Source organism: Arthrobacter oryzae (genome assembly GCF_037911235.1).
GTDB classification, from domain to species: domain Bacteria; phylum Actinomycetota; class Actinomycetes; order Actinomycetales; family Micrococcaceae; genus Arthrobacter; species Arthrobacter oryzae_E.
Genome location: NZ_JBBLYW010000038.1, coordinates 113,534 through 130,271 on the forward strand (window position 1 = coordinate 113,534; position 16,738 = coordinate 130,271).

The window sequence follows — 16,738 nt, forward strand, 5'->3', positions numbered from 1 at the left end:
AGCGTCACCTAGACTTTATTCACCTTCCGCGATGCACGTCCAACACGTTTTTTACATTACTTGATACCCGGAGGGCACTGTCCGGGCACACCGGGGCTCAGGAGCGCGGTCCGACGTCAGCCTTGACCGCAGTGACCGGGCAGCCTGCCTCCAGGATGACCCGCTGGGCAGTGCTGCCCAGGAACAGCTTCCCCACGGGGGAGCGCCGCCGGACTCCGATCACTATCAGCTCAACGTCCTCCTCATAGGAGGCATCGATCATAAACTCCGCTGCGTCAGTACCTTCAGTAGGGCGGAGCGATGCCTGAACGCCCGCTGCCGCTGCCGCGGCCATGGCGTCACGGATGTCAGAGTCCGCCTCCGCGGACCCTTCGCCCGCCACGGGACCCATAATCTGCAGGGCAGTCCTGCGCAGCGCCGCCTCCTCAATGGCGGCACTCAGGGCCGCGCGGCCCTCCTGGCTCGCGACGTATCCCACTGCGACGCTCATGCCTGCACCGCCGTCAGGACGGTACCCGTGGCCACGAACTGCCGCAGGTTGGCGAGCGTAAGTTCCGCCATCGCGGCCCTCGTTTCGTGAGTCCCGCTTCCGAGGTGCGGCAGCAGGACCACGTTGTCCAGGGCGAGGAGGTCTTCGGGGACCTTGGGCTCCTCCGCAAAGACGTCCAGCCCTGCACCGGCCAGCCGCCCGGCGAGCAGGGCAGCCACGAGGGCGTCCTCATCCACCACAGTTCCCCGGGCGATGTTGATCAGGTATCCCTCAGGCCCGATCGCGTCGATGACGTCGGCGTCCACGAGTTTGGCCGAGCCGGGCCCGCCGGCTGCCGCGACAATCAGGACGTCGCAACCGGCAGCGAGTTCGCGCGGTGAGGCCTTGTACTCATAGCTGACCCCTTCCACCGGGTTGCGGCTGTGGTAACTGATGTCGCAGTCGAACCCCTCCAGCCTCCGGGCAATGACCCGTCCAATGCGGCCGAGCCCGAGGATGCCCACCTTCTTGCCGCTGGCCTGGGTGGCCAGCGGGAAGTTGCCCTTGCTGAGCCAGTCACCGCGGCGGACGTAGCGGTCCGCGGCGCTCACCCGGCGCAGGACGTCCAGGTAGAGGGCGATGGCCGTGTCCGCCACGCAGTCGTTGAGGACATCGGGGGTGTTGCTGACCGTGATGCCGCGCCGGGCTGCCTGGTCAACGTCCGTGGTGTCATAGCCGACGCCGAAGTTGATGACACCCCGGAGGTTGGGAAGGGCGGCCATCAGCTCCGGTCCGACGCCGAACTTTCCGGAGGTCACGGCCACCTCGAAGGAACCGCCGTGGAGCTGCAGGAATTGTTCCCGCTCCGGGGTGGAGTCGGGGAGACGCACGGCGTCGTACTCGCTCCGGATGGATTCTTGGACGGATGGCATGAGTGGCCCTACCTGCAGGACGGCGATGTTCTTCATATCTGCACCCTAGGTTTCCGATCCATACGCGTCCAACATGTAAATGGCATTGTTCGATGCCCGAAGTGAATCGATTGAAGTACTCCGGCGGAACCGCGCGGATTTCCGGCAGCAGTGGCGCCCGTCACAGGGCCGGGCGGACGTGCGCCGGCCCCGTCGGGCGCCCCGGGCCGCCGGCAAAAACCTTGTGGAGCCCTGGGACCTCAACTAGCTTGAGTCCAGCGCGGCCCGACACACCTGATCTTGATGGCTGGTTCCACTGGTGCAAGAGCAACCCCTGCCGCAAACACCCCAATTCGGAGGAATCCAATGACGTCTTCTTCAAAGCCCCCATTTCCCGCCTTGCTCAAATGGCCTGCCCTGGCATCCGTCGCGATGCTCGGTCTTAGCGGCTGCTCAGTAGCCAATTCCGACGCCGGCGCCGCCTCCTCGAATACGGTGCGCGTGGTGCTCGGCCAGGAACCGCCCACTTTGGAAGCCTGTGAGTCGAACCTGACCTCCACCGGCGTTGTGGTGCGCTCGAACGTCACCGAACCGCTCATTGAGCGCAACCCGCAGAGCGGCGAACTGGAGCCTAAGCTCGCCACCGAATGGAAAGCCACCACCGATACCGAGTGGACGCTCAAACTGCGAGAAGGCGTGACGTTCCAGGACGGCACGCCGTTCAATGCCGAAGCTGCCGCCTTCACCATCGAAAGGGCGGTCAACTCCAAGCTCGGCTGCAACGTGGAGGGCTATGTCTTCGGCGACGCGGACCTCGCCGTGAAGGCCGTGGATGCCACCACCCTGACTGTGACCACCCCTGAGCCTGACCCCATCCTGCCGCTGCGCCTCTCGTTCCTCGAAGTGGTTCCGACGTCCACGAGCGCCACGGAAAAAGTCCGTGAGCCGATCGGCACGGGTCCGTACAAGATCGAGAAGTGGGACGCCGGCCAGAAGATCACGCTGTCCAGCTGGGACGGCTACTGGGGCGACAAGCCGGCCTACGCCAAGGCTGAGTACCAATGGCGTTCGGAGAGCTCAGTGCGCGCCGCCATGATCACCAGCGGTGAGGCTGACCTTGCCATGGGACTGAGCCCGGACGACAGCATCGGCGACCTGGGAGTGGACTACCCCAACAACGAGACCGTTGCCCTGCGGCTCGACGCCAACGAGGCGCCGCTCAATGACATCCGCATCCGCCAGGCCATCAACTTCGCCATCGACAAGGAGGGAATTGTCAACTCGCTCTACCAGGGCAAGCACCAGGTGGCTGCCCAGCTGGTTCCCGAAGGCATTGTGGGGCATAACGCGGAACTGAAGGGTTGGCCTTTCGACCTGGACAAGGCAAAGTCCCTTGTCGCCGAAGCCAAGGCCGACGGCGTTGATACTTCCGCGCAGATTTCGATGGTAGTCCGCAGCGCACAGTTCCCGAAGATCACTGAACTCGGCCAGGTCCTCCAGGAGCAGCTGAGCCAGGCCGGTCTGAACGTCAAACTGAAGATGCTCGAAACCAGCCAGCACCTGACGTACCAGGTCCGTCCCTTCCCCGAAGATGAGGGCGCGGTGGCCCTGATGACCCAGCATGGCAACCAGGCCGGCGATGCCGCCTTCACAGTGGACCAGTACATGCTGTCCACCGGGGCCCAGAGCTACTTCGGCACCCCCGAGTTCGACGCCATGATCAAGAAGGCGGATGCGGCCTCCGGCGATGAGCGGAAGAAGGACTTTGAGGAGATCTTCGCTTACCAGAACGACAAAGTGGTCCAGTTTGCCCACATCTCGCACCAGACCGGCATCATCGGCAAGGCCAAGTCCGTGAAGTACACGCCCAATTCGTCCAGTGGCGACGAGCTGCGTGTTTCGGAAATGACTCCGGCAAACTAGCGCGGACCTGGAGATAAGGACAGCCATGCTGATCTACTTGAGAAAGCGGATTGTCTCCAGCGCTTTGCCGCTGGTGGTGGTGATTGTTGGTGTGTTCGCGCTGGCCAGGATGACCGGAAACCCGGCCAGCCTGTACCTGCCGCTCAATGCCACTCAACAGATGCGCGACGATTTCACCGCACGCAACGGTCTGGACCAGCCGCTGCTGGTGCAGATGGCCGACTACTTCGCGGGAGTGCTCCGGCTCGATTTCGGGCAGTCATTGCGCACGGGGCAGGATGCCGCAGCCATGGCACTGCGCGCCTTCCCGGCCACCTTGCAGCTGGCCGCCACCACCATGGTGCTGGCTGTGCTGCTGGCGCTGGTGGTCGGCTGCTGGGCTGCGCTGAAGCCGAACGGCATCGCGGACCGTATCTCAAGTTTCGTCTCCATGGCTGCCGCTTCGATCCCGGATTTCTGGCTGGCAATCGTGGGAATCTGGGTCTTCGCAATCACCCTGGGCTGGCTCCCGACATCAGGTGTGTCGGGGGCCGGCGCCTGGGTATTGCCCATCGCCACGTTGCTCCTGCGGCCGTTCGGCGTGCTGGTCCAGATTGTCCGCGGTTCCATGGTCTCCGCCCTCTCGGAGCCCTACATCAAACTGGCCCGCAGCCGCGGAGCCGGCGAACTCCGGGTGGTGACGCACCATGCGCTGCGCAATGCGGCCGCCCCCGCGCTGACGGTGGCCGGCGACCTGACCGTTGGCCTCGTCAACGGCGCCGTGGTGGTGGAGACCATCTTCGGCTGGCCGGGTATTGGAAAGCTCATGATCGATTCGATCCTGCAGCGGGATTTCGCTGTCCTGCAGGCAGCCGTACTGCTCACCGCCGTCGCGATCTTTGCCCTGAACATCCTCATCGACATGGGGTACGCGCTGCTGGACGCGCGCGTCCGTCCCGTCACGGTTAAGGCTTAGGAGTAGCCATGAAGACTTCACTGACCGAGGGTGCGGCGCCGGAGCACGCGGCCGACGAGCACCAGAACGAAAAGAAGGCCGGAAACCAGGACGGAAAACTGAGCCTCTTCCGCCTCCTGCTCAAGGACCGCTTTGCCACCGTCTCTGCGCTGATCCTGGTCTTCATCGGCCTGACCGCCCTCGTGGGCCCTGCGCTGATGGGTGATTTGGCCACCAAGCAGAACCTGCAGTTCGCCAACAAGGCACCATTCACGCTAGCCCACGGCTGGGAGTACTTCCTCGGGAGCGACTCCCTGGGCCGCAGCATGCTGGCCCGCCTGGTCGTAGCCAGCCGGACCACCCTGTCCGTCGCTTTGCCCGCGGTGGCAGTGGCCCTCATCGTTGGCTCCCTGTGGGGGGTGTGGGCCGGCTATCACCGGGGCTGGCGGGAGAACGTGTCCATGCGCATCGCCGACGTGATCATGAGTTTCCCGTCCCTGCTGCTCGCCGTCGTCGTGCTTTATGTGTTCAGCCCCAGCGCAGCGAACATCGTGCTGATCCTGGCCCTCACCCGCATCCCTATATACCTGCGCACGGCACGCGCCGAATCGGCGGAGCTCCAGAGCCGGACATTTGTTGACGCGGCGCGCACGTTCGGCGCCAAACCCAATGCGATCATAGTCCGGCACGTCATTCCCGTGGTGTTGCCGACGCTCCTGACGCTGGCCACCCTCGAGTTCTGCTATGTGATGCTGGCCGAGTCCTCACTAAGCTTCCTGGGCATCGGCATCCAGCCGCCGGACGTCAGCTGGGGCCTGATGGTGTCCCAGGGTCGTCAATACCTGCAGACCGCCTGGTGGTTGTCGATCTTCCCCGGCGTTGCCATCGTGGTCACGACCATTGCCGCCAACGTCCTCGCCGCCTGGCTGCGGATCGCCACCGATCCGGCCCAGCGCTGGCGCCTCGCACTTCCCCGCAAGCGGCTGATCACCCGTATCCCAGCCAAGGAGGCACAGCCGTGAAAACAGCTACCGACCAAGCGCCAATCCAGCGCACCGGCGATGCTGCCGGCACAGCAGCAGGGCAGGCGAAGGCACACGACGTCGTCCTGCAGGTCCGCGACCTTGCCGTGGACATCCGCACACACCGAGGCACCGTGCGCGCCGTCAACAGCGTGGCTTTCGAGGCCCGCGCCGGAGAAACCCTGGCGCTGCTCGGCGAATCAGGGTGCGGAAAATCCATGACAGCCAAGGCACTCGCCGGGATCATGGATCCCGTTTGCGACCTGGCTGACGGCGAGATCGTCCTCAACGGCACCGACCTCGCCGCACTTAGCGCCAGGGAACGGCTCAAGTTTGCCGGGCCCGAGCTGGGCATCGTGTTCCAGGACGCCCTGACTGCCCTGAACCCGGTCTACACGGTGGGCACTCAGCTGGGCGAGGCCTTCCGCATCCACCGGGGGCTCAGCGCCAAGGAAGCGCGGGTTGAAGCGATTGACCTGATGAGGCGCGTCGGAATCCCCGAGCCGGAGTCCAGGGTCAATTCCTACCCGCACCAGTTCTCCGGCGGCATGCGCCAGCGCATTCTCATTGCCATGGCCGTGGCCCTCAACCCGCGCCTGCTGATCGCCGATGAACCCACCACCGCCCTGGACGTCACGGTGCAGGCGCAGATCATGCAGCTTCTGCGGAAGCTCCGCGAGGAGGGCCAAATGGCTGTCATCCTCATTACCCACGACCTTGCGGTGGTGGCCGAGGAAGCCGACTCCGTGGCTGTGATGTACGCCGGCAACGTGGTGGAGAGCGGACCGGTATCGGAAGTTTTCGCCGACCCGCGCCATCCCTACACCAAAGGGCTGCTGGAATCGGTGCCCGTCCACCTGGAGCGGGGCGCCAAGCTGAAGTCGATTGCCGGCAGCCCCCCGGAGCTCCATGACATTCCCGCCGGCTGCGTCTACCAGTCCCGCTGCCCGCTGGTGCAGGACATCTGCCGGGTTGAGCGGCCCGTGCTCCGCCCGGTAGCCGGAGCCCGCACCCCGGATGCCCGCAACCCGGATGCCCGCAACCCGCTCGGCAGCCCCGCCGTCGCCGGCGACCCCGTGAACATTCCGTCCGGCAAGGAGCCACGGCCTGCCCGTACGGCCGCCTGCCACTTCAGCGAGGAGATCAACAATGCCTGAGCCGCTTCTCAAAATTGACGGCCTGACCAAAACGTTCCACGTGGCGAAGAGCGCCAGCGGCAACACCCGGCTCAAGGCCCTGGACGGAATCAGCCTGACAGTAGGCCGGGGGGAGACCCTCGGACTGGTGGGCGAATCCGGCTGCGGCAAATCCACTTTGGCACGGACCCTGATGATGCTGGAAACACCGGACGAAGGCACCGTGAGCTTCGAAGGAACCAACCCCTTCGGGCTCCGCGGGAAGGAACTGCTGGGCTGGCGGCGGCGTGTACAGATGGTCTTCCAGGACCCGTTTGCCTCCTTGAACGCCCGGATGAACGCCGGCGACATCATCGCTGAGCCGTGGGCCACCCACCGGGCCCTCTACCCGACGTCCCGGGAACGCGACGCCAGGGTCCGGGAACTGCTGCACATGGTGGGGCTGCGTCCTTCCGATGCACGCAAATCGCCGCAGGAATTCTCCGGCGGCCAGCGCCAGCGCATCGGCATCGCCCGGGCCCTGGCCTTGAACCCGGACGTCATCATCCTCGACGAGCCGGTCTCGGCCCTGGACCTTTCCGTCCAGGCGCAGGTCCTGAACCTGCTCAATGAGCTCCAGCAGGAACTCGGTGTTTCCTACATCTTCATCTCGCACGACCTGACCGTCGTCCGCCATGTGGCGGACAGGGTCGCCGTGATGTACCTCGGACGGATCATCGAGACCGGGGCCACCGAGGAAGTCTTCGAACACCCCCGGCACCCCTACACGGCGGCCCTGATGTCGGCGTCGCCGAAGCTGGACGTCAGCGGAACCAGGAGGGACAGGATCGTCCTCCAGGGTGAGCTGCCCTCTCCGCTGGATCCGCCGTCGGGCTGCCGCTTCCGGACGCGCTGCTGGAAGGCGCAGGACATCTGCGCTGAAGTATCGCCGGAACCGCAGGTCCTTGCGGCTCCTGACGGCACGAAGCATATTGCCGAATGCCATTTCCCGCTCGATTCCCGCAAGGGCCTGACCGGCGCCGCTGCAACTGCTACTGCTACCTCCGCTGTGCCCGTCCAGTGACGGATCCCGAGTGACAGCTGCCGAGTATGCCGTCATCGCCGGGGTGATCTTCCTGGCCGCATGCCTGCAGGCGTCCAGCGGCTTCGGCATGGGCATGCTGGCGGCGCCGGTGATCGCGATGGTGGATCCGGCACTGCTTCCCGCTACGCTGATCGTCCTTGCGCTGTTGGTGACCGTCATGGTGACCGTGCGGGAACGCCAAAGCCTGGACCTCCGGGGTACTGGCTGGGCCCTGGTGGGCCGGATTCCCGGGAGTTTCCTGGGCGCGTGGCTGGTGGCGGCGCTGTCGAAGGACGGACTGGCCTGGGTGGTGGTGGCCGTGGTGCTTACAGGACTGGTGCTGGCGGGCAGGGGCTGGGCTCCCCGGCCGGCACCGGCCACCCTGATCGCTGCCGGCGCGGCCTCCGGCATCATGGGCACGGCCACTTCGATCGGCGGACCTCCCATGGCATTGGTCTGGCAGGGACATGATGGTCCCAGGCTGCGCGGCACCATGAGCGCCTTCTTTATGGTGGGTTCGACAATTTCGATGGTGATGCTTTGGCTAACCGGTGCCGTCACGGCAGAGATGCTGGCACTGGCGCTATGGATGGTTCCGGCGGCTGTTGGCGGCTACGCCGCATCCCGGTATGTCAACCGGTTCCTCAACCCCGCGCGCCTGAAAGCGATTGCCTTCGGCGCGTCGGCGCTGGGAAGCACCCTGCTGATCGTGCAGCTGGTCCTGTAGCTATCGAGCTGAAACGGGACGCGCCACCAGGTTCACCAGCTCCTCGCCGCGGGCGAGCCGCCCGATGTTGGCTGCAATATCGGCCGCCCTGCGTTCAAACGTGATGCGTGCATGGCCGGAATGGTGCGGGGTCAGCACCGTGTTCAGCAGGGATGCGAAAGGCAGTTCCGCCGGCGGAACGACGCCGTCCGCGGGGGCTCCCCACCAGACGTCCAGGCCGGCCCCGGCGATGCGCCGGTCCTTCAGCGCTGCATACAGCGCCGCCTGGTCAACAACCGGGCCGCGGGCCACGTTGATCAGGAAAGCCGACGGTTTCATGGCAGCCAGTTCAGCCGCCCCGATCATCCCTTCCGTTCCGGAATCCAGCGGTACTGTGACCACCACGACGTCGGACGCGGCCAGGAGCTCATGAAGCTGGTGATCTCCGCCCACCCAGTCGAGCCCCACGCCGTCCGGGAGACCGGCGTCGGGGTTCCGCCGGACAGCGCGCACCTTCATGCCCAGCGCCCCGGCCACGCGGGCCACTTCGGCGCCGATGGACCCGAGGCCCACCAGTCCCAGTGTCAGGTCGGCAAGGACGGGGTGGAACGGAACGTCGTCGGCCGTGGCAATAGTGCGCCACTGCCCCTGGCGGACTTCGCGGTCGGCATCGGCAACCCTGCGCGACAGCATCAGGGTGACCATCAGGACGTGCTCGGCGATGGGCCGCGCGTGGTGGAAGGTGTTGGCCACGATCGCCGACGGTGCCAGGTGCGGGAAGGAAATCTTGTCGTAGCCTGCGCCCGTGACATGGACCAGCCGCACGCGGCCGGCAGCCTCCCCTTCCACGGAGCCGAGGGAGGAGCAAACCACGACGTCGGCGTCCGCCAGGGCGTCCAGCCGCCGTTGGGGAGTCCAAGTCGCCGCCATGTCCCACTGGTGAGTGCCGCCGTCGGCCTTCAACCGGTCCTCGAAGCGGCTGATAATCGGGTCGGTGACCACGATCTTCAGTGATTCACGGCGGTCCGGAGCCTGGCCCCCGGTGGTTACCATCGGGGGCCCTGAAGCTCGTAGGAGGGATGCAGGCGCTGCATGTAGCCGGTGTCGTCCCGGCTCCTGATCCCGCAGTCCAGGTACTGGCGGTGCAGGCGTTCCAGGGCGTCGCGGTCCACCTCGACGCCGAGGCCCGGGCCGGTGGGGACCTGGACGGCGCCGTCCTTGAACGTGAACACACCGCCCGCGATGACGTCCTCCGACGGGTCCTTCCAGGGCCAGTGCGTGTCGCAGGCGTAGTCGAGGTTGGGGGTTGCCGCCGCCAAATGGACCATGGCGGCGAGGCTGATGCCAAGGTGGGAATTGGAGTGCATGGACAGGCCAAGGCCGAAAGTCTCGGTGATGCCGGCCAGGAACTGGGTCCGGCGGAGGCCGCCCCAGAAGTGGTGGTCCGAGAGGATGACGTCCACGGCGCCGGCCGCCACGGCAGGGGCCACATCCGCGAAGCTGACCACGCACATGTTCGTGGCCAGGGGCATGCCGACCTCGCGGCGGACGGCCGCCATGCCTTCGATGCCTGGTGTGGGGTCCTCAAGGTACTCCAGTACGCCGTGCAGTTCCTTGCCCACGCGGATGGAGGTCTCCACCGTCCAGGCGCCGTTGGGATCGATCCGGAGCGGAAGGTCGGGGAACTCCGCACGGAGGGCCTGGATGGCCGCAATCTCTTCTTCCGGTGCGAACACGCCCGCCTTCAGTTTGAGTGCGCTGAAACCGTAGCGGTCCACCATGGTCCGGGCCTGCTGCACAATCCCGGCCGGGTCCAGGGCAGCACCCCAGGCGTCGTCTTCCTGACCGGGGTGGGCCGCCCACTTGTAGAACAGGTACCCGCTGAACTGCACGGAGCCGCGGACGGCGCCGCCCAGGAGGTCGCTGACCGGCCTGCCAAGCAGTTTGCCCTGGATATCCAGCGCTGCGACGTCGAACGCGGACAGCACGCGGTCGGCTGTGCTCGAACCGGTGACCATGCCGCTCATGCCGTGGCCGCCCTGGATGGTGTCCTGCTGCAGTGCCGTGGCGATCCGGCTGCGCAGCACGTTGATGTTGAAAACGTCCGTGCCGGGCACGGCCGCAGCTGCGAGCCGGAGCCGGGCAATGTGGCCGGCATCGCCATAGGTTTCTCCGAAGCCCGATACGCCGGCATCCGTCCGGACCTCCACGATGGCCCGCAGCGCGAACGGCTCGTGAACGCCAACGGTGTTCAGGAGCGGCGGGTCCTTGAAGGCCACCGGCGTGATGGAGACGCCCGTAATCCTGGCCTGGTTGACGTACTGGGCGGGATCGTATGCCTGGTCCACAGCGCTGTGCTCCTTGGGTTGCCTCGGGGGTTGATTTACCTGCTCCGTTCACCGACCATAAGGGGAGTCATCGATCCAAGTCCAAGCTAATTTGCGCACTCAACAATTCAGCAAAGGTATGAATGTTTTCCCTACCGCAGTTAGAGGCGTTCGTGGCCGTCGCTGAAGAGCTCCACTTCGGCGCCGCGGCTGAGCGGCTCAACATGACCCAGCCGCCGCTGAGCCGCCAGATCCAGATGCTCGAGAAGAAGCTGGGAACCCAGCTCTTCGGCCGCACCAGCAGGAAGGTTGAGCTGACCGCCGCGGGTGCCACCCTGCTGCCGAGGGCACGCCAGATCCTGGATATGTGCATCAAGACCGACATGGATGTCCGCCGGGTGTCCTCCGGTGAGGCGGGCGCCATCACAGTGGGCTATACGGCCATCGCCGGCCAGAGCGCACTGCCGCTGATGCTGCGGCGGGCTGCGGAGGGGATGCCGGGAGTGTCCTTTATGCTTCGGGAACTGGTCTCAACGGACCAGATGGACGGTTTGGTGAAGGGCAGCGTGGACATCGGCCTGTTGCGGCCCATCGTCGCCCGGCCGGGTGTGGTGTCCCGGCCGCTCATGCAGGACCGGCTGGTGGTGGCGCTGCCCGAGGGGAGTGCGCTGCTGGGCAACATGGCGCCGCGGCAGGGGGAGCCGCTGCCGCTCGGATCCCTGGACAGGCTGCCGTTGCTGATGTACTCCACCAAGGAGGCCCGGTACTTCCATGACCTGGTGCTGCGGCTGTTCGCCAGCGCCGGCGCCCACGCCAACATCACCCAGTACGCCAGCCAGGTCCCGGCGCTTCTGGCTTTCGTCCAGGCCGGCCTGGGGGTGACGCTTGTCCCCGCCTCGGCCATGGCTTTCGCCCCCGCCGGAGTGGAATTCCGTGAAATTGACGGTCGGCACGGCATCCAGCAGCTGAACCGCGTGGACCTGGAGCTGGCGTGGAACGAAGAAACAGCCAATCCCGCCGTCCTGCGGCTGCTGCGGCTGATCGACACGCCTGAGCGGCCGGCTGACTCCAACGCGTGAGCTCTAACGCGTGAGCGGCAGGCGCTGAACCGCACGCGCCGCCAGCAGCGGCGACACGCGCCCTACTGGCGTCCGGCCCTGAGCCGGCGCCTTGAGTTGGCCAGGTGGCTGCGCATGGCAGCCGACGACGACGGCACGTCTCCTTCCGCGATGGCCGCGTAGATGGATTCGTGCTCGTGGACCACCTGTTCGAAGTGCTCGCGGGCATAGTGTTCGTCACCGGTCATCAGCCGGGTGCGGGGCATCGCGATCATGGTCTGGCCCAGTGATGCCAGGCAGTCCGAGTAGAAGGGGTTTCCGGACGCGGCGGCGATGGCCTTGTGGAATTCGTAGTCGGACTTCATCGCGTGCGCCGGGTGGTCGCCGCTTGCGGTGAACTCTTCCAGTGCGGTCAGGATCGCTTTTAGCTGCCGGTCCGTGCGGTTGCGGGCGGCCAGGGCGGCAGCTTCTGCCTCAACGCCCATCCGGAACTCGAGCAGGTGGAGCCGGTCCTCGAGGCTGGTCACCGGCCGGCCGCCGGAGGAGTGCGGATCACCGGGGCGGGGCGGGGTCAGCGCGAAGCTGCCCCGCCCGCGTTCGGTTTCCACCAGGCCCTCGGCTTGGAGCCGGGTCAGGGCTGCCCGGACCACCGTGCGGCTGACGCCGAACTCGCCGATGAGGGTGTTCTCGCTCGGCAGTTTGTCGCCGGGCTGGATGACGCCGTCAACGATGCGCGTGCGAAGATCGGCGGCGAGGTCCGCGGTCAGGTTCCGGCTCATGCGTTCAAGGTTACGCGCCGAACTCCACGGAATCGGTGGTCCAGGCGCGGGCCTGGTCGCTGAGGGTCACGCCGAGTCCCGGGCGGTCCGGAACCAGCATGCGGCCGTTCTTGGTTTCGAGGCGCTCGTTGAACAGGGGGTCGAGCCAGTCGAAGTGTTCCACCCACGGTTCGCGGGGGTAAGCGGCGGCAAGGTGCAGGTGGATTTCCATGGCGAAGTGCGGTGCGAGGCCCAGGCCCCGCTCGTCCGCCAGGGCGGCCAGGCGCAGGAACTGGGTGATGCCGCCGACGCGGGGTGCGTCGGGCTGGATGATGTCGCAGCCGTTGGCGTTGATCAGGCCCTTGTGCTCGGCCACCGATGCCAGCATCTCGCCGGTGGCGATGGGCGTGTCCAGGACGTTGGCCAGGTGCGCGTGGCCCTCGAAGTCATAGGCGTCCAGCGGCTCTTCGATCCAGATCAGGTTGAATTCCTCCAGCTGCCGGCCCATCCGAAGCGCGGTTGCGCGGTCCCACTGCTGGTTGGCGTCCACCATCAGCGGCACGTCCCAGCCGATGTGTTCGCGGATGCCGGCCACGCGGCGCAGGTCCTCTTTGCTGTCGGGCAGGCCAACCTTGATCTTGATGCCGCCGATGCCGTCGTCGATGGACTGGGTGGCGCGGGCCTTGACCTCATCCAGCGAGGCGTTGAGGAAGCCGCCGGACGTGTTGTAGGTCTGGACGGAGTCGCGGTAGGAACCCAGGAGCTTTGCGAGGGGAAGGCCGGCGCGCTTGGCCTTCAGGTCGTAGAGGGCGATATCGATGGCGGCAAGGGCCTGCGTGGCCACACCGGAGCGGCCCACTGATGCGCCGGTCCAGAGCAGTTTGGTGTAGATCTTGCCGATGTCGTTGGGGTCCTCGCCGATGATCCCCTCGGCCACCTCCTTGGCATGCGCGTACTGGGCGGGGCCGCCGGCCCGCTTGGAGTAGCTGAAGCCGATGCCGCTGTGGCCCTGCTCGGTGGTGATTTCGGCGAACAGGAAGGCCACCTCGGTCATGGGCTTCTGGCGGCCGGTGAACACCTTGGCATCGCTGATCGGCACGGCGAGGGGCAGCCGCGCGGTGGAAAGTTTGACATGGCGGATGAGGTCTACGGTGCTCAAGGGGGCTCCTCGGAATCGGAAGGGGGCTACGTCGCCCGCACTTCTTATGCTACAAGTAAAAAACTTGTAATACAAGTGGATGCGGCGGAAGAAGCGGCCGGCGGCTTAGGCGACCCCCACGCGCGAGTCCTCCTCGACCCCCGGATCTGCGACTCCGAAGTTAGATGTTGAAGCTGGGCCGGAGGCAGCGTCGTCTTGCTATGTCTCGCAACCCGCGCTCGATACCGTGTCATCGCTGAGTCTTGAGAGACACCTCAGCGGAGGCAAGGGACGATCTCGACCTGAAACGCTGGAGCGCCGATATTGACCCCAAAGGCTGGGCTGCCGCCAGAGATCGAGTCAGGTTGGGATCTGAGACTTTCTCCAGCCATTGTCAGAAATGCAGAATCTCACCCTATTCCGGCAGCATTTCGGCTTCCTGCCTGACGTCAGATTGGGGTGTGCGCCAGCCAGACGCTGAGGCTATTAAGTGCATTATCGAACGGAAAAGCCGGAGAAGGAACGTCGGCGGCAGATCCGAGATCTCGGAAAGGTGATGAGCTCAAACTGCTCTTCGGCGCCTAATTCGTGGCTGAGCAGGCGTCGAACACATTGCTGCTCATTCCGTTCCCAAGTCAGCCCTTGCCTTTGAAGCCCATACGTCCATTTTCGCTTCCAGAGACCTGAGGTCGTCCTGGAGGTTTGAGGAAACCTGATTGAAATCCAGCGTTTGCGTAGATTCGCAATTCCGGCCCTCCAGCCCGCAACTGAAGTTGTTGTACATGTTTATGACGGATCGCTGGAGAACGACCGTCTCGAGTCTGAGTTCATTCGGACCCACGAGCCTTATTGCCGCCTCGGACTGGAGCACGCTGCGTAGGGCAGGCTCAGTGTCAGTATGAAGTTTGATGAGATAAGGATCTTCCGATGACTTGTGCGGGAATCCGGCCTGCGCGGCAGCCAAGTTGCTCCACAACGTGTTGGAAAGCTGTTCTATATCTGCGGTGTATTTTGAGTAGGCCTGTTGGCGGTTTGACCGGAGGAATTCTGTTTGAGCTTGAGTACGTGTCGCTTCGCTCTGCCATTGCGTGGCAACAAGGGCCACGGTAGGCCCGACTACCGCGGAAACTAGGGCTGTTGTTGCTGCGATGAGTGCGAGTTTTGTCTGTTTGGAGTCTGAAGGTCCGCTTGCTTCTGCCATCTCTGCAGAATAGTCGGAGTGGGGCTCGCATTTCCCTGGCACGAAGCAATCGCCAAACGCTACCGGGTCAGGGCCGAAGCGCACGCACGACGCTAGCCCTCCCACCATGCGCTGTCTCGCTCGGTAGGATTCCAGTTTTCGGGTCCGCAAGCGTCAGCCGATTCAGTGGTCGCTGGCGTGTATCCTGCTGGCCATACCGTGGTTTCATCGTGGCACGTCCCTGCTGCTCCAGAGCTATCCAAGGTTGCGCCCGTCAGGATCGCCCCGCGCAGATCAGCGTGCGCGAGTTTAATGAGCTCAAGATGAGCATCCGTGAAATCGGCTCCGCGCCCGTCAATGCCTTGCATGTCTGATCCCACGAAAGTCGCGCCCCGAAAATTCCCCGTGGCAAGTGTTGCTTGGCGGAAATCGACGTCCTTGAAGTACGTTCGCTGGGCGCGAGTCCGCGTCAAATTGGCGCGGCGCATGACGGCCTTGAAGACGTTCGACTCATCCAAAGTGCCGTCCGTGAAATTGGAGTCTGAGAAATCGTCCCAGGTCAGAAACTGGTTAGACAGGTTCATACCAGCCAGATCAAGGCCGTTCAAACGCCTGGCCGGCCCCGGATCGTCAGGCTGCGAGCGAACGAAGCGAAGATTCTCGATGCGGATGGCTTGATCGGCAAGTTGCTTGGCTGCTGCTAGTTCGCGCTGCGCCCGACCGTCGTCGATGGATTCCTGCCTGTTTGCGACGATGAGCCCAGACACCGTACCGACTGTTACGCCAACGATCGTGGCGACGAGGATGTCACGTACGATGGTCTCCCGCAACCAGGTCGCAAGTCTCTGCGGCTGGCGCGTTCGCGTTTCACCGGCGGGCGGCGGCGCTGCCTGGCTCATTGGCCAAGACTAACTGCGCCAAGACACGACTTGGCCACCTGGAGCTGTCTTTCCAGAAATGAGTCCGAGGTCGAACAGGGTCGCAACGAGGGCACCTGGCCGTAGAGCCCTCTGCGGGCGAGATTTGTTCGTCGACGCCAGTCAACCCGGCCGGCGCGAGGAAGGCACAAAACCGCCGGAGGACGGTTCTCACACTACTTCTATTCCCGTGCTTCAAACGCCGATAAACGACGTTCGTCAGTCTGGGGCGCCCGGGGATTGGCACTGTTGGAGGGTCAGCGGCCCGAGGCCCTACCCCAGCAACCACGCCACCACCAGCAACGCACCGATGCTCAACAGCGTCGTGCAGAGGATCACGTCGCGGGCCACGGTCATGCCGCGGCCGTAGGGGGAGGCGAAGAGGAACACGTTCTGGGCAGTGGGGAGCGCGGCCATGATCACGCTGGCCAGCAGGTGCTGCCCTTCCAGTCCGAAAACAAAGCGGCCCAGGACCCAAACAACCAGAGGCATCCCGGCAATTTTGAGGAACGTGGCCACCAGTGTTTCAACCCGGCCGTCGTCTTTCTGCAGCGGGGCCCGGCCGGCGAGGGACAGCCCGAAGGCCAGCAGCACCATGGGCACGGCGCCGCCGGCGAGCATGTCAATGGGTTTCTGCAGCAGGTCCGGGGCGGTCCACCCGGTCAGAGCTACGGCTGCGCCGAGCCCCGAGGCGATGATCATCGGATTGGCGAAAGGCGTGACCAGCAACTTCTTCCACGAAACCTTTGATCCTGACACCAGGCCCAGCACCGTGAGGTAGAAGGGGGCCATCACTAGGATCTGCACCAGCAGCACCGGCGCAACATGCTGCGCCGTTCCGACGGCGTAGAGCGACACCGGAATGCCGATGTTGTTCGCGTTGGCGTAGCTGCTGGCCATGGCGCCGACGGCTGTTTCGGCTGCAGGCCGGCGGAAGAACAGGAAACTTGCCAGGCAATAGAGGAGCCCAACTACCGCTGCCGAGAGCAGCGCCAGCGGGGCGTCCGTTCCGAGCGCCGCCCGGATGTCACTGCCGGCAACCACTGTGAACAGCAGCGCCGGGTTGGTCACGTAATAGGCGGTGCGGGTCAGTGCGCCCTGGACTTCCGGTCCCAGGACGCGGAGCCGGGCAGCGAAATAGCCCACGGCAATGACGGCGGAGACGATCAGTATTCCGGAGACAACGCCGCCCAAAA

Annotated in this window: 16 protein-coding genes; 7 read left to right on the forward strand and 9 right to left on the reverse strand. The window is 65.0% G+C overall.

Annotated features, from left to right (window positions below; all coding sequences use genetic code 11):
• Positions 1–97: 97 nt before the first annotated feature.
• Together WMN78_RS11725 and WMN78_RS11730 are read right to left on the reverse strand one after the other, a co-directional pair.
• A complete protein-coding gene (locus tag WMN78_RS11725) occupies positions 98–490 on the reverse strand; it encodes a universal stress protein (protein ID WP_340533887.1) in 393 nt (130 codons plus the stop codon).
• Positions 487–1,437, reverse strand: coding sequence for a 2-hydroxyacid dehydrogenase (locus tag WMN78_RS11730; RefSeq protein ID WP_340533888.1), 951 nt, complete (start codon positions 1,435–1,437; stop codon positions 487–489). The genes WMN78_RS11725 and WMN78_RS11730 overlap by 4 nt, the downstream gene beginning before the upstream one ends.
• Before the next feature lie 309 nt (positions 1,438–1,746).
• Here WMN78_RS11730 and WMN78_RS11735 point away from each other — a divergent pair, with 309 nt between their 5' ends.
• The 6 genes from WMN78_RS11735 to WMN78_RS11760 are packed head-to-tail and all read left to right on the forward strand — an operon-like array spanning position 1,747 to position 8,185.
• Positions 1,747–3,303 carry an ABC transporter substrate-binding protein gene (locus WMN78_RS11735; protein ID WP_340533889.1) on the forward strand — a complete coding sequence of 519 codons (1,557 nt, stop codon included), beginning with the start codon at positions 1,747–1,749 and terminating at the stop codon, positions 3,301–3,303.
• A 25-nt stretch (positions 3,304–3,328) separates the two neighbouring features.
• Positions 3,329–4,258: an ABC transporter permease gene (locus tag WMN78_RS11740; RefSeq protein ID WP_340533890.1), complete on the forward strand. Its 930-nt coding sequence runs from the start codon at positions 3,329–3,331 to the stop codon at positions 4,256–4,258.
• A gap of 8 nt (positions 4,259–4,266) precedes the next feature.
• Positions 4,267–5,259 (forward strand): ABC transporter permease, encoded by a 993-nt coding sequence (locus WMN78_RS11745; RefSeq protein ID WP_340533891.1) that lies wholly within the window; start codon positions 4,267–4,269, stop codon positions 5,257–5,259.
• Positions 5,256–6,416, forward strand: coding sequence for an ABC transporter ATP-binding protein (locus tag WMN78_RS11750; RefSeq protein WP_340533892.1), 1,161 nt, complete (start codon positions 5,256–5,258; stop codon positions 6,414–6,416). The genes WMN78_RS11745 and WMN78_RS11750 overlap by 4 nt, the downstream gene beginning before the upstream one ends.
• Positions 6,409–7,458: an oligopeptide/dipeptide ABC transporter ATP-binding protein gene (locus tag WMN78_RS11755; RefSeq protein WP_340533893.1), complete on the forward strand. Its 1,050-nt coding sequence runs from the start codon at positions 6,409–6,411 to the stop codon at positions 7,456–7,458. Before WMN78_RS11750 ends, WMN78_RS11755 begins: the two co-directional genes overlap by 8 nt.
• A 10-nt stretch (positions 7,459–7,468) precedes the next feature.
• On the forward strand, positions 7,469–8,185 hold the full coding sequence (locus WMN78_RS11760; RefSeq protein ID WP_317781457.1) for a sulfite exporter TauE/SafE family protein: 717 nt from the start codon (positions 7,469–7,471) through the stop codon (positions 8,183–8,185).
• Here the strand turns inward: WMN78_RS11760 and WMN78_RS11765 are convergent, their stop codons facing one another.
• Both WMN78_RS11765 and WMN78_RS11770 read right to left on the reverse strand, forming a co-directional pair.
• Complete coding sequence (locus tag WMN78_RS11765) at positions 8,186–9,217, reverse strand: 2-hydroxyacid dehydrogenase (RefSeq protein ID WP_340533894.1); 1,032 nt, start codon at positions 9,215–9,217, stop codon at positions 8,186–8,188.
• On the reverse strand, positions 9,211–10,512 hold the full coding sequence (locus WMN78_RS11770) for a glucarate dehydratase family protein (protein ID WP_340533895.1): 1,302 nt from the start codon (positions 10,510–10,512) through the stop codon (positions 9,211–9,213). The genes WMN78_RS11765 and WMN78_RS11770 overlap by 7 nt, the downstream gene beginning before the upstream one ends.
• Before the next feature lie 122 nt (positions 10,513–10,634).
• Between WMN78_RS11770 and WMN78_RS11775 the strand changes: the two genes are divergently transcribed.
• Positions 10,635–11,570, forward strand: coding sequence for a LysR family transcriptional regulator (locus WMN78_RS11775; protein WP_340533896.1), 936 nt, complete (start codon positions 10,635–10,637; stop codon positions 11,568–11,570).
• 62 nt (positions 11,571–11,632) lie between these two features.
• Here the strand turns inward: WMN78_RS11775 and WMN78_RS11780 are convergent, their stop codons facing one another.
• From WMN78_RS11780 to WMN78_RS11800, 5 genes are all read right to left on the reverse strand, one after another.
• Positions 11,633–12,328 carry a FadR/GntR family transcriptional regulator gene (locus WMN78_RS11780; RefSeq protein WP_340533897.1) on the reverse strand — a complete coding sequence of 232 codons (696 nt, stop codon included), beginning with the start codon at positions 12,326–12,328 and terminating at the stop codon, positions 11,633–11,635.
• Positions 12,329–12,338: 10 nt separating this feature from the next.
• The gene (locus tag WMN78_RS11785; RefSeq protein ID WP_340533898.1) at positions 12,339–13,466 is read right to left on the reverse strand and encodes an L-talarate/galactarate dehydratase; all 1,128 of its coding nucleotides are present in this window, start codon (positions 13,464–13,466) and stop codon (positions 12,339–12,341) included.
• 598 nt (positions 13,467–14,064) lie between these two features.
• Positions 14,065–14,646, reverse strand: coding sequence for a hypothetical protein (locus tag WMN78_RS11790; protein ID WP_340533899.1), 582 nt, complete (start codon positions 14,644–14,646; stop codon positions 14,065–14,067).
• Between the two features lie 92 nt (positions 14,647–14,738).
• Entirely contained in the window at positions 14,739–15,524 is a 786-nt protein-coding gene (locus WMN78_RS11795) for a pentapeptide repeat-containing protein (protein ID WP_340533900.1), read from the reverse strand.
• 291 nt (positions 15,525–15,815) lie between these two features.
• Complete coding sequence (locus WMN78_RS11800) at positions 15,816–16,736, reverse strand: AEC family transporter (RefSeq protein ID WP_340533901.1); 921 nt, start codon at positions 16,734–16,736, stop codon at positions 15,816–15,818.
• Positions 16,737–16,738 lie beyond the last annotated feature (2 nt).

Bases quoted from the DNA above. Each gene is read 5' to 3' on its own strand.
- WMN78_RS11735 (WP_340533889.1), top strand. From the start codon at position 1,747: ATGACGTCTTCTTCAAAGCCCCCATTTCCCGCCTTGCTCAAATGGCCT.
- WMN78_RS11745 (WP_340533891.1), top strand. From the start codon at position 4,267: ATGAAGACTTCACTGACCGAGGGTGCGGCGCCGGAGCACGCGGCCGAC.
- WMN78_RS11775 (WP_340533896.1), top strand. From the start codon at position 10,635: ATGTTTTCCCTACCGCAGTTAGAGGCGTTCGTGGCCGTCGCTGAAGAG.
- WMN78_RS11780 (WP_340533897.1), bottom strand. From the start codon at position 12,328: ATGAGCCGGAACCTGACCGCGGACCTCGCCGCCGATCTTCGCACGCGC.
- WMN78_RS11765 (WP_340533894.1), bottom strand. From the start codon at position 9,217: ATGGTAACCACCGGGGGCCAGGCTCCGGACCGCCGTGAATCACTGAAG.
- WMN78_RS11790 (WP_340533899.1), bottom strand. From the start codon at position 14,646: ATGGCAGAAGCAAGCGGACCTTCAGACTCCAAACAGACAAAACTCGCA.
- WMN78_RS11740 (WP_340533890.1), top strand. From the start codon at position 3,329: ATGCTGATCTACTTGAGAAAGCGGATTGTCTCCAGCGCTTTGCCGCTG.
- WMN78_RS11795 (WP_340533900.1), bottom strand. From the start codon at position 15,524: ATGAGCCAGGCAGCGCCGCCGCCCGCCGGTGAAACGCGAACGCGCCAG.
- WMN78_RS11755 (WP_340533893.1), top strand. From the start codon at position 6,409: ATGCCTGAGCCGCTTCTCAAAATTGACGGCCTGACCAAAACGTTCCAC.
- WMN78_RS11730 (WP_340533888.1), bottom strand. From the start codon at position 1,437: ATGAAGAACATCGCCGTCCTGCAGGTAGGGCCACTCATGCCATCCGTC.
- WMN78_RS11725 (WP_340533887.1), bottom strand. From the start codon at position 490: ATGAGCGTCGCAGTGGGATACGTCGCGAGCCAGGAGGGCCGCGCGGCC.